The following is a 12083-nucleotide window of genomic DNA, read 5'->3' on the forward strand; positions in this document are numbered from 1 at the left end:
CTCGCTCGCGTCACGGGATCGGCTTTGGAAGCGCCGTCGCCCCGGCCGTGCCACACTTCGTTCCCATGCCTTTTCGAGGGGCTGATCCCGACGACGGGGCCCAGTATCTGCGTTTTCGAAGGATGGGGTCGTGATCAAGCTGCCGAGGCTGTTTCGGCCCACACGCCGCGATGCCGCGACCGCTGCGCCCTTCTTCGATCCCGCTTTCTATCGCGATGCCTATCCCGACGTGGCGGCGGGCGGCGGCGATCCGCTGGTGCATTACCTCGATCACGGCTGGCTGGAGGGCCGGGATCCGTCCGCGGTGTTCTCGACCCTGTTCTACATCGATCGCCACCTCGCCGACCGTGCGCCGGTCAACCCGCTCCTGCACTACGCCGGACTTTCGCCGGCCGAGAGGCTGCGGGTCGCGACCCAGCCCGGCCCGGATTTCCCGGTGCTCCAAGCCGCTATCGCCGAGCCCTATTTCGACGCGCCGTTCTACGCCCGCCTCGCCCGACTGGAGGGCGGCGAGGATCCGCTCAGCCATTACCTGACCAAGGGCTGGCGGCGGGGGCTCGATCCGAACGACGCCTTCTCGGGCGATGCCTACCTGCAGCGCCACGCCCATATGCGGCGCCTCGGCGTCAGCCCGCTCTACCATTTCGCCGCGACGCGCCGCCTCCAGGCGACGGAGGCCGACGGCACGCCTGCGCGACGCGCCAAGCCCCAGGCCGCGCCGCTCCCCGCCGACCCCGCCGAGGCCTCCGACGCGCAGATCTACGAGACGGTCGCGGCGGCGTTCGACCCCGAGCACTATCTCGAGACCAACCCCGATATCCGCCGTTCCGGCGTCGATCCGGTTCGCCACTTCCTCGATTTCGGCGCCCGCGAGGACCGTGACCCGAGCCCCGACTTCTCGGTGCGCTTCTACCGCAAGCACTACCGGCGGGAGGTCGGCCCCGGGGTCAACCCGTTCTTCCACTATCTCGCCGTGGGCCGGGCGCGCGGTTTCCGCCCGACGCCCTTCGGCCTCGGCACCTGGCCGGCGCAGGTCGCGCCGACGCCGGACGAATGGGCGCAGGCGATCCCCGCCGCCGACATCGCGGCGGCGCGGGTCGTGCTCATCATGCCCGTCTACAAGGGCTACGACGACACGCTCCGGGCGATCCACGCGGTGTTGAGCGCGCCGCAAGCCGCCTCCTTCGCTCTCCTCGTCATCGACGATTGCAGCCCCGAGCCGCGCCTGAGCGCGGCGCTCGCCGAGCTCGCCGCACGCGGCCTGTTCGCCCACAGCGTCAACGCGGAGAATCTCGGCTTCGTGCGGACCTGCAACCGCGGCCTGGAGCGCGCGGCCGGCAAGGACGTGGTGCTTCTGAACGCCGACATCGTCGTCTACGGCGACTGGCTCGACCGCCTGCTCTGGCACATCGACGCCGACCCCCGCATCGCGACGGTCACGCCGTTCTCCAACAATGCCACGATCTGCAGCTATCCGCGGCCGAACGTCGACAATCAGGCCCGGCTCGAGATCACGCCCGCCGAGATCGACGCCTTCACCCGCCTCTGCAACGCCCGCACCCGTTCGCCGGTGCCGACGGGGGTGGGCTTCTGCATGGCGATGCGCCGCGAGGCGATCGCGGCGGTGGGGCTCCTCGATGCCGAGACCTTCGGGCGCGGCTACGGCGAGGAGAACGACTTCTGCATGCGCGCCCTCAAGGCGGGCTTCACCAACGTGTTGGCCCACGACGTCTTCGTGTTCCACTCGGGCAGCGTCTCGTTCGGAACGGTGCTCGCGACGAAGGGCGCGGAGATCCTGCGCGCCCTCCTGACCAAGCATCCGGACTACCAGCGCCGGGTCCACAACCACATCCAGGTCGATCCCGCCCGCTTCGCCCGGCGCCGCCTCGATTTCTACCGCTTCGCCCGGTGCGCGACGGAACAGGCGCAAGGCGGCCTCGCCCTGATCGTGACCCACGATTTCGGTGGCGGCGTCGAGACCCATATCGAGGCGCTCAGCGTCCGCCTCGCCGAGGCCGGGCTCCGCGTCGTCTATCTGCGCACCGACGAACCCGGCGGGATCAAGCTCGGCCTGCCCGAAGCGACCGGGATCGACTTCCCCGTCTCGATCCTCGATCCGCTCTCCCTCGACCGGGACGCGGATCTGATCGCCGAACTGATCGGCTGGCTCGACCCGACGATGGTGCACGTCCACTCGCTGGCGGGGCTGGACGCGCCCTCGACCGACGCGGCGATGCGGCTGATCGAGGGTATCGGCATCGGCTACGACGTGACGCTGCACGATTACGCCTCGGTCTGTCACCGCAACAATCTCGTCCGGCCGGACGGCACCTATTGCGGGCTGGCCGCTCCCGCCGCCTGCCGCGACTGCATCCGCCTCGACCGCGAGGCCGACGGGTTCCTGCTGCCCGACCCCGCCGAGCGGCGGCGGGTCTGGGCCGGTTTCCTCGGCCGTGCCCGAACGGTGTTCGCGCCCTCGTCCGACCTCGCCGGCCGCATCGGCGACACCCTCGGCCTCGACCGCTTCGTGCTGCGCCCGCACGAGGAGACGCTTCCCGTGATCGAGCCGCGTCCACGGCAGCGGAGGGAGGGGGCGCTGCGGGTCGCGGTGATCGGATCGATCAGCCAGCAGAAGGGCTACGACGTCGTCCACAACCTCGCCCTCGACGCGCGGCTGCGGAAACTGCCGATCGGGTTCACGATCATCGGCCACTCGGTTGAGCCCCGGCCGATGGAAGCCGCGGGTGCGCACGAGACCGGCCGCTACGGCAGCGACGCGGCGGCGATGGCCGAGATCGCCCGTCTCGATCCCGACCTCGTTCTGTTTCCCTCGATCTCGCCGGAGACCTACTGCTACACGCTCTCGCTCGCCCTGGCGGCAGGCGTGCCCCCCGTGGTCTTCGATCTCGGTGCCCAGGCCGAGCGGCTGCGCGCGCTCGGAGCGGGCCATTGCCTCGATCCGGCGCTGGCCGAGGATCCGCAGCGGCTGAATGCGGCCCTGCTCGCGCTTCCCATCGACGCGCTCTGGGCCGCCCGCAAACCGTTCCGGCCGACGGTCTATCCGCGGATCCTGGCGGATTATTACGGGCTTGGCGAAGCCGCCCCTTCGGCCCACCGGCCCCCCTCCGCCGCCTGAGGGCGGCGGCGCCGTCCGGTTGAGCCCCGAATGGCGGACGATGCTCCGCGAGAACTCCCCACATGACATAGACGGGGCTGCGCGACCGCGGGTACAACGGTCAAGCTAGGCGAGTCGCGCGCGGTCTCGCCTGAGCGTTCGTTGCAAGCCAAGGGGAAGCCCATGACCACGCAGAACCTCACCGTCACCGCCCGCGAGCGTGACACGCTTCTGGCGGCGTTGCGCTACTATCAGTTCTACCGGATGCAGGGTCACCCGTTCGATCCCCGGAAGGACGACCTGATCGACACCATCGCCGCCAGCAGCGGCGAGGCGCTCGACGTCACCGAGATCGACGATCTGTGCGCCGGCCTGCACGGCAACCGCCATGCCTTGGCGGTCGCGGCGGCCTGAAGAGCCCTCGCGCGGCTGACCGTGGCCGGAGAGGCGTCAGGTCAGGAGCGTGTTGAGCAGCACGGCCGCCCCGAGGCCGAGCAGGAACGCTGCCGCGAGCCAGGATGTGTCCGCGGTGGTCATCGGGAGGCTTCACCCGTCGAGATGCCGACCAGAAGCGGCCGGCGGGTGACGACGATCTGCCCCGGAACCGGCGCCGCGTCGTCGATCCGGGCGCTCACCGGAACCGCGCCGCCCGCCTGGGGAAGGCGTTGGGTGAAGGTCTTGGCCGAGCCCGCCGGGCTCGGCACCGCTTCCACCAGGGACGGCGCGAGCAGGGCATAGGCCGCCATCACCGTTCCGGCCGCCGCGATCTTGATCAGGTCCCGCATGATGTCCGCCCCTCCCGACCGGAGCCTTCGGCTCTCGTATGGGGCCGTTCTACCGGCCCCTGGTTGCCAGCGGATTTCCTCGTACGGTTACCGGATTGCGTCGCGTGCGAGCGACGAAACATTCGCAATCCGGCCGTTCTCGCTGGCAGCCCGAGAGGCAGCCTAGTGCCCTAGCGGGCCTGGGGATGAGCGCCAGCGCACCTCATGACGGTGCCCCCTCTCCGTCAGGCAAGACGCCGGCGCGGCGAACCCAGGCATTCAAACAATGCGTTCGAACCCAGGCGTTCGAAACGAGGGCGTTGTTGCGAAGGAGAGCCGTCGGATTCCGTCGAGGACGAGCGGATCGGTGCCGGACGACCGGATTCCGCGCGCTCATGCGCGCATTCAAGTCTGCAGCGCCCCGTCCGCGTTCAACGAAAAATTACGTATGATAGTCGCACTATCCGGGTCGGACGCCGGCCGCCTTCACCGCTCGGGTGCAGTCATACCGATCGTACGATCCGAGATCTTGAACCTCATGGACCCGACCCCTGCGAACCGGGAGACGATCGACGCCACCCATCTGGACTCCTTGTTACGCTTCAGCCCGTCGGTGGCGGAGCAGTACGAGGACGAGCACGGTCGCAGGCGCGAGGCCGATCTGCGCCGCAATGCTCTGGTCGGGATCTGCATCTTCAATATCTACAATGTGACCGGCTCGTTCCTGATGCCGGACATCACGGCCCTCGCCCTCGCCGTGCGTCTCCTGTTCTTCACGCCCGTGGCGCTGCTGCTGGTCTGGTCGATCGGTCGGGTCGGGGCCGTCTGGCGCGAGCGCCTGATGCTGACCGGGATGACCGGCGCGATCGTGCCGCCTGCGATGCTGTTCTGGCTCACGCAGGCACCCCTGGGCGCCTATTCCGTCGCGGAGATCCTCCTCGCGGTCCTTTTCGGAAACATCGTTCTCACGCTCCGCTTCACGCATGCGATCATCATGACGGCGATCAGCTTCGTCGTCGGGCTGCTCGCCATCATCACGAAAGTCGGGCTCGAAGACGGGCTGCGCCTCGCGCTGCTGCTCCAACTCGCGACAGCGTGCGGGTGCAGCCTCTACGCCAATCACCAGATGGAGGCGCGGCGCTGCCGCGACTACCTCGTGGGCCTGCGCGTCCGCATGCTGCGGGACATGGCCGAGCAGGCACGCCAGCGCTTTCAGGACCTGTCGCAGACCGACGCGCTGACCGGCCTGCCGAACCGGCGCGCACTGGATCTGTGTCTCGACGCGTGGCTGTCGAACGGCGGTTCGGTGGCGATGCTGATGATCGACATCGACCACTTCAAGCGCTTCAACGATAGCCTCGGTCATCCGGAGGGGGATATCTGCTTGCGCCGCGTGGCCGAAACGCTGGCTGCCTCGACCTTCGCTCGCGAGGACTGCCTTTGCGCCCGCTATGGCGGAGAGGAATTCGCGGTGGTCCTGAAGGAGGCTGGGCGGGCCGAGGCCGCGCGCCTCGCCGACGACCTCGTCCGCGCCGTCGCGGCGCTCGGTCTGCGCCATCCCGGCCGCCGCGACATGTACCGCATCGTCACAGCCAGCATCGGCGTCGCCTCGACCGAGCCGGCAGGGGCCGGCTTTCGGGCGGATCCGAAAGCCGCACTCGTCACGATGGCGGACAGGGCGCTGTACATGGCGAAGCAGAGCGGCCGAAACCGCGCCGTCGTCTACGATCCTCCGCCCATGGTGAGCCTGGCGGGCTAGGCTCCTCGATCCGCACCTAGCCGCGCTGAGTCCGGGCCGCCGTTTCGAAGTCCTTGCCCTGCCGAGGCGGCCCCGGCTTCATCCATGCGCGACGACGCCCTACCCGCCGAACACCGAGGTCAGCACTTCGCCACCGCGGTTGATCGCAACCTCCCACAGGCCGGGATTGCGCTGCGTCAGCCGCTCCAGATCCTTGGTCGAGGCGACCGGCACGCCGTTGACCGCCACGATCACGTCGCCCTTGCGGAAGCCTGCCCGGCCCGCGAGCGAGCCCTCGTCGACGGCGGTCACCGCCACGCCCTCGTCCGGCAGGTCGGCCTGCAGCTCTTCGCTCACGGCCGGCGAGGTGTTGACGAAGGTCGCGCCCGCGAACGGCGTGCGGGTGCGGACCTTGAGGCTGTCGCGCGGACGCGTCTCCGGGGCCGGCCCGAGCTTGACGGCGATCGTCTGCCGCTTGCTGCCGCGCAGGATGGCGAGATCGGCGGTGCCGGAGATGCCCTTGAGGGCGTAGCGGTAGCCGAAGGCTTCCGGATCGTCGACGGTCTGTCCGTCGACCGAGAGAATGACGTCGCCGCGCTTGAGCCCCGCTTCCTCGGCCGGGCTCTTCGCCTGCATGCTCGCCACCAGCACGCCGGTCGGCCGGTCGAGCCCGACGCTCTCGGCGATGTCGGGCGTCACGGTCTGCACCCGCGCCCCGAGCCAGGGCCGGCGCACGAGGCTGCCACCGCTCTTGGCCGTCTCGACCACCGCGCGGACCATGCTGGCGGGGATGGCGAAGCCGATGCCGTGGCTGCCGCCGGATTGCGAGTAGATCGCGGTGTTGATGCCGACGAGGTGGCCCTTGAGGTCCACGAGCGCGCCGCCGGAATTGCCCGGATTAATCGCCGCGTCGGTCTGAATGAAGAACTGGTAGTCCGATGAGCCGACCTGGGTGCGGGCGAGCGCCGAGACGATGCCCTGCGTCACCGTCTGCCCGACGCCGAACGGGTTGCCGATCGCCATCACGAAGTCACCGACCTCCAGATGGTCCGAATCGCCGATCGGCATCGGCGCGATGTCGGCCGGGCTCTTGATCTTGAGCACGGCGAGGTCGGTGCGGGGATCGCGCAGCACGAACTGCGCCTCGAACTCGCGTTTGTCGGCGAGCGCCACCTTCACCTCGTTCATGTTCTCGATGACGTGGTTGTTGGTGATGACGAGGCCCGAGGCATCGACGATCACGCCCGAGCCGAGGGAGCGCTGCGCCCGCTCGCCGGGCATCCCGCCGGGGCCGCGGCCCGGACGGTCCTCGCCGAAGAAGCGGCGCATGAACTCCTCCATGGCGTTGGAGCGCGCGGAGCGCTTCTCGACATGCGAGGCGTAGACGTTGACGACCGAGGGCGCGGCCCGCTTCACCACGGGGGCGAAGGAGAGCTGGATCTCGCCCTTCGACAGAGGCACCGCCTTATCCGGCGAACTCTTCTCCGATGAGCCCTTCTCCGGCGCGGGCTTTCCGGGCGTGTTCGCCATCTGTGCGCCGGCGGGTGCGGCGGCGAGGAGCAGCGCGGATACGAGGCAGGCCGGCAGAAGCGGCGAGGAGGGCATGCGGGATCTCCCGGAGGTCGCTGGAGCGGTGCGGGCTATGTAGACCCGGCGGCCGCGGCGGGCGAGGGGCCGGAGCCTCGCTCCGAGAGGAGGGGGCATGTCCGGAGAAGCCGTTGCCTCCGGCGCCCGATCGTCGCGCAGGGGCCGAACGGCCGGCGGGGCGCCGGATGCAAAAGGGGCAGCCGCCCGTCAGGCGACTGCCCCGATCGTCGGTTCCGCTGCGCGCGGGCTCAGTGCCGGCGAGCGATGTCGGTCAGGCGGTTGGCGCTGCGCACGATCTCGCTGAAGCAGGTCAGCGAGGCGTCGGCGGCACGCTGCATCTCCGTGACTTGGAGGCGGATCGCCTCCGCCGGGGACTTGGCCCGGACCAGTGCCTGGAAATGGGCGAGGGCCGCCTCGCTCTCGCCGCGGGCGAAGGCAAACAGCTTGGCGTTGATCTCGGTCAGCGGCGCGAACGGGGGGACGAACGCGAAGTCCGCACCGATGCGCACGCTGTGCGTTCTGGATTTGGCGTCGGAACCGGCGTTCTCGGACGGCGTCAACGCGGCCGGGACCGGCGGCGCGGCCACAGCGAGCACTTCAGCCTGCGTTTTGATGAGGTCGCCGGTCTCGGTCGCCACGGCTTCCGCCGCGGCAGCGACCGCTTCCGTCGGCTCCTCCGACGGAGCCTCGGCCGGCGCGGCCTGTGTCTCGGTGGCCTGCGTCTCGGTGGCTTGCGTCTCGGCCGGAGCCGTCTCTGAGGATGCGCCGGTCTCGACCGCAACCTCCTCGTCCTTGACCGCATCTGCGGCTGGGCCATCCGTGGCGGGCTGCTCGGCAGCGGCCTCCACGGCGGGAGCCTCCGCCTCGCCCTTCACGGGCTCCGCGCTGGTCTCCTGCGGGCTCTCTTCCTGATCCTTGCCGACGGGCGTTTCCGCCAAAAGCGCGTCGGCGACCCCGGCTTGCGTCGTGGTGACGGTCGGCGGCTGGGGTCGGGCGGGCGCTCCCGGTGAGCGTCCCCTGCGGCGGCTCGTCGACATGGATCTTCTCCTCGTTCGAAACCCTCTGCCTCAGCACGTTTCCGGGCCGAGCCTGGAGTGCTGCGGCAGAGCATAGCGTCGGAGCACGGGACCTGCCGAGTCCGACGATCGCGGATTCGGCAGCCGAGCTCGCGCGACGGGCCCCGATGCCTCAGGCACCGCGGCCCGAAGCCGGGCCGATATTAGCGGGCGGCGCTCTGAGCGAGGGCACCGTACTCCTTGGCCTGGGCCTGGAGAGCGGCGAACTGGGTCTTGAGGAACTCGGACTGGATTTCGAAGGCCTCGCGCGGGTCCTTCGCGCGCACGACGCGCTGCGCGTAGTCGAAGGTGGTCTCGGCGTTGGCCTTGGCGTGGTCGAGGCTCTTGAGAACCGCCGCGTGCAGCGTGGACTGGACGGTGGAAGCCGAGCTCCGGAGCTGCTCGGAGGTCTTCACCGCACCGTTCAAGAACGTGCCGAAAGCGTTGCGGGCTTGGTCCACGCTCTTCTCGGCGAAGTCACGAAACTCGGCGGGGATCTCGAAGCTCTGGGTGCTCATCTGTCTCTCCTGTCAGACGGACCGGGAGAATGCGGTTTCAGGGCGCCTCGAAGGCCTCCCTGCGGCGAACCGGCCCGCACCTCGTATGTTGCGGTGCAACATGAAAGTCAAGGACAGTTTCGAGCCCGTGCCGAACAATGTCCAACCGGCGGCCGGCTGAGAGTATGCTTTTGTTATAAATGGAGTTTCGTCTTCGCATTTGCCCAGGCGGTCTGCGGAACGTCTGCATTATAGTGACAAAAAGTGGTCAATGCCAAGGGTTCAGGCCGTTCGGCGCATGGCGGCGGGCGAGGGGATCGGTTCACTCATGCCGCACTACCGCATAAAAGATTCTTCCGCGAGCCGGCTGTAGAGCGCCAGGAGAGCGCGCGCATGCGCGGCGAGCGTCAGCGGCGCCTGCCAGTACCGGTCGTAGGCCGCGCGTCCGAAGCGGGCGACCAGGCGATCGTCCCTGAGAGCACGGAAGGCACCGGCCAGCGCCTCGACCTCCGGCTCGACGACGAAACCGGTCTCACCATCCGCAACCTTCTCCGCGGCGCCGGAGCGGCGGGAAGCCACGATGGGAATGCCCTGGGCCAGAGCCTCGTAGACGGTGAGCGGCCCGGTCTCGACCCAGCGCGAGGGCGCGCAGACCGCCCGAGCCCGGCGGCGCAGGATCGTCTCGACGGCCTCCGGGCTCATCCAGCCGAGCACCTCCGCGCCCTGAGCCCGGAGGTGCGCCTCCAGCGGGCCGGCCCCGATGAAGAGCGCGGGCAACCCGGCCCGGCGCGCGGCCTCGGCGACGAGATCCGCCCCCTTTTCCGGGGTGAGGCGCCCGACATAGGCCACCGCCTCGCCCGCTTCCGGGGCCGCCGGCTCGCGCCGCTCCACCCGCACGGGGTTGTCGATGCGGTGATGGCGCAGGCGTAAAGCCCCCGACCGCCCCTCCATCCGCGCGCGGCTGCCGTCGCAGACATGGACCACGTCGAGGTCGGCCCCTCTCAACGCCACGCGCAGGGCGGCGGCACGGCCGACCCGCACCCCCTTGTGCAGCCGGCTCTTCGGGTCGCAGGGGGCGGCGAGGCAGGCGCCCGAGAGCGGGGCGACGGTGCAGGGCTCGGCCCGGTCGAAGCGGTAATCGACGCCGTTCGGGCAGGTGAGGGCGTAGTCGTGCAGCGTCAGCACCAGCGGCGTGCCGCGGCCGAGCAGCACCGGCAGCACGGCGGGCGAGAGCGCGCGGGTCCACTGGTGCAGGTGGAGGCAATCGGGCGGGCTCGGAAGGCCGTCGAGAGCGGCGGCGAGGCGCGCGGCGGCCTCGCCGTTCCAGATCCCCGAGGCCGCGCCGCGCCATGCCGGCAGGGACCACACATCCGGCAAGCCGAGGTCGAGGCGATGCACCCGCGGATGATCGAGCAGCGGATCGACGGGGCCGGGAATCGCCTGGATGTAGGTCACCGCTGCCCCGGCCTCCGCCAGCGCTCGGGCGGATTCGACCGCGACCTTCTCGGCACCGCCGCTCGCGGCGGCGAATTCGGCCAGGATCGCCACGTGCAGCGATGCGCCTCGCTCGGAGGCGGGCACGCCGTTCCGACGGGGGATCCGATTCTCGGACAAGAACGACGCTCCGCAGACGAGGCCGCTCCCGTGCGGCGAACATCCGCTCAAGGTTTACGGGCGATCAACTGCCGGTCGGTAAACATGGGCGGATTGTTTGCGGATCGTCCCGCGAGCCGGCAACCGGCTCGCGGGACGATCCGCCGGGAAGAACCGGGAGCCGCCGTGCACGTCGTCCTCGTTCTCGACCATGCCCATATCAACGGCGGCCAGGCCAAGGTCGCCCTCGATTCGGCGGTGGGCCTGCGCCAGCGCGGCCACCGGGTCACGGTCTTCGCCGCGGTCGGCCCGGTCGATCCGCGTCTCGAAGAGAGCGGGGTGCGGGTCGTCTGCCTCGGGCAGGACGACATCGCCTCCACCACCAACAAGCTCGCCTTCGCCGCCCAGGCGATCTGGAACACCACAGCGTCCGCCCGCCTCTTTTCGGAGCTGACGTTGTGCGACCCCCGCGACACGCTGGTCCATGTCCACGCCTTCGCCAAAGCGCTCTCGCCCGCGATCGGCACCGCGATCCGTCGCTCCGGGCTGCCGTGCCTCTACACGATGCACGAGTTCTTCCTCGTCTGCCCCAACGGGGGCTTCTACGAGTATCCGGCCGACCGGATCTGCCACCGCACGCCGATGTCCGCGGCCTGCCTGACCACGAACTGTGACGCGCGCTCCTATCCCCGCAAGCTCCTGCGGGTGGTGCGCCATCTCGGCCTGGAGCACGTCGCCGGCCTGCCCGGCCTGTTCCGCCACGTGGTCACGATCAGCGCGCTGCAGGAGCGGGTGATCGCTCCGCTCCTGCCGCCGCGCACGGTGTTCCACCGGATCGACAACCCGATCTCGGTGGAGCGGCCGCCACCGCACCACGAGGGCCGCAACGATTTCCTGTTCGTCGGACGCATCTCGACGGAGAAGGGCGCGCCGATCTTCGCCGAGGCAGCCCGGCGGGCCGGAATCCGCCCGGTCTTCGTCGGCGACGGACCGAGCGCGGCGGATCTGAAGGCCCGCTATCCCGAGGCGGTGATGCTCGGCTGGAAGTCCGGACCCGAAGTGCAGGCGCTGATGCGGCGAGCCCGGGCGCTGGTCTTCCCGAGCATCTGGTACGAGGGCCAGCCGCTCACGGTCTACGAGGCGCTCGCCTGCGGCTGCCCCGTGATCGTCTCCGATGCCTGCGCCGGCCGCGAGGCGGTGGAGGACGGCGAGAACGGCTTCTGGTTCCGCTCGGGCGATGCCGGTGCGCTCGCCGCCCACCTGACCCGGCTCTCGGACGACGCGCTCGCCGCCCGCATGGCCGAGCGCGCCTACGAGCGCTACTGGTCGGCCCCGCTCAGCGTCGCGGCGCATCTCGACCGGCTGGAGCAGGTCTACGGCCTCGTGATGCGCGAGGCGCGGCCCGCTCCGCGAGCGACGGAGCGTCCGACCTTACGCGGCACCGCGCCCGCGGGACCCTGACGGTGACACGAACCAGGAAGGCTCGCTCGCGTTGGTCCGTATCGGAAGCCGCATCGCGGCGCAGGACGACAGACAGCGAGGCCCCCCGTGTCCGATAAGACGCAACCGACCGACGAGACCAAGCCCAAGGGCTTCCAGCAGGACGGCAAGGGCGACACGTCGCTCGCGGAGAACCGGAAGGACGAGAAGGACGAGCGCCTCGACGAGGCGCTGGAGGAGACCTTCCCCTCGAGCGACCCGGTTTCCGTGAAGATCACGAAGTAAAACGAGGCG

The 12083-nt window shown here is 69.9% G+C and carries 10 protein-coding genes; 5 read left to right on the plus strand and 5 right to left on the minus strand.

From position 1 onward, the window contains the following. Positions 1 to 130 precede the first annotated feature (130 nt). Together HNR51_RS02915 and HNR51_RS02920 are read left to right on the plus strand one after the other, a co-directional pair. Positions 131 to 3136: a glycosyltransferase family 2 protein gene (locus tag HNR51_RS02915; protein WP_239681404.1), complete on the plus strand. Its 3006-nt coding sequence runs from the start codon at positions 131 to 133 to the stop codon at positions 3134 to 3136. 162 nt (positions 3137 to 3298) lie between these two features. Then, positions 3299 to 3529 carry a hypothetical protein gene (locus tag HNR51_RS02920; RefSeq protein WP_012454072.1) on the plus strand — a complete coding sequence of 77 codons (231 nt, stop codon included), beginning with the start codon at positions 3299 to 3301 and terminating at the stop codon, positions 3527 to 3529. A gap of 119 nt (positions 3530 to 3648) precedes the next feature. On the opposite strand, the gene HNR51_RS02925 is transcribed toward HNR51_RS02920, so the two are convergent. Beyond that, complete coding sequence (locus HNR51_RS02925) at positions 3649 to 3900, minus strand: hypothetical protein (RefSeq protein ID WP_141951322.1); 252 nt, start codon at positions 3898 to 3900, stop codon at positions 3649 to 3651. 346 nt (positions 3901 to 4246) lie between these two features. On the opposite strand from HNR51_RS02925, the gene HNR51_RS26915 reads away from it, so the two are divergent. Next, positions 4247 to 5638: a sensor domain-containing diguanylate cyclase gene (locus tag HNR51_RS26915; protein ID WP_182553907.1), complete on the plus strand. Its 1392-nt coding sequence runs from the start codon at positions 4247 to 4249 to the stop codon at positions 5636 to 5638. Between the two features lie 99 nt (positions 5639 to 5737). Here the strand turns inward: HNR51_RS26915 and HNR51_RS02935 are convergent, their stop codons facing one another. The 4 genes from HNR51_RS02935 to HNR51_RS02950 form a co-directional block, all read right to left on the minus strand. Continuing rightward, positions 5738 to 7222 (minus strand): DegQ family serine endoprotease, encoded by a 1485-nt coding sequence (locus tag HNR51_RS02935; protein WP_141951324.1) that lies wholly within the window; start codon positions 7220 to 7222, stop codon positions 5738 to 5740. Positions 7223 to 7452: 230 nt separating this feature from the next. Continuing rightward, on the minus strand, positions 7453 to 8241 hold the full coding sequence (locus HNR51_RS02940) for a phasin family protein (protein WP_182553908.1): 789 nt from the start codon (positions 8239 to 8241) through the stop codon (positions 7453 to 7455). A 182-nt stretch (positions 8242 to 8423) separates the two neighbouring features. Beyond that, positions 8424 to 8777, minus strand: a complete 354-nt coding sequence (locus HNR51_RS02945) for a phasin (RefSeq protein WP_012454077.1) — start codon at positions 8775 to 8777, stop codon at positions 8424 to 8426. A 315-nt stretch (positions 8778 to 9092) separates the two neighbouring features. After that, positions 9093 to 10310, minus strand: a complete 1218-nt coding sequence (locus tag HNR51_RS02950) for a glycosyltransferase (RefSeq protein ID WP_182554021.1) — start codon at positions 10308 to 10310, stop codon at positions 9093 to 9095. 225 nt (positions 10311 to 10535) lie between these two features. Here HNR51_RS02950 and HNR51_RS02955 point away from each other — a divergent pair, with 225 nt between their 5' ends. Beyond that, a complete protein-coding gene (locus HNR51_RS02955) occupies positions 10536 to 11810 on the plus strand; it encodes a glycosyltransferase family 4 protein (RefSeq protein ID WP_182553909.1) in 1275 nt (424 codons plus the stop codon). A gap of 87 nt (positions 11811 to 11897) precedes the next feature. Continuing rightward, a complete protein-coding gene (locus tag HNR51_RS02960; RefSeq protein ID WP_012454080.1) occupies positions 11898 to 12074 on the plus strand; it encodes a hypothetical protein in 177 nt (58 codons plus the stop codon). The last annotated feature ends 9 nt before the right edge of the window (positions 12075 to 12083 follow it).

Source organism: Methylorubrum thiocyanatum (assembly GCA_014138645.1).
Taxonomy (GTDB): Bacteria; Pseudomonadota; Alphaproteobacteria; order Rhizobiales; family Beijerinckiaceae; genus Methylobacterium; species Methylobacterium thiocyanatum.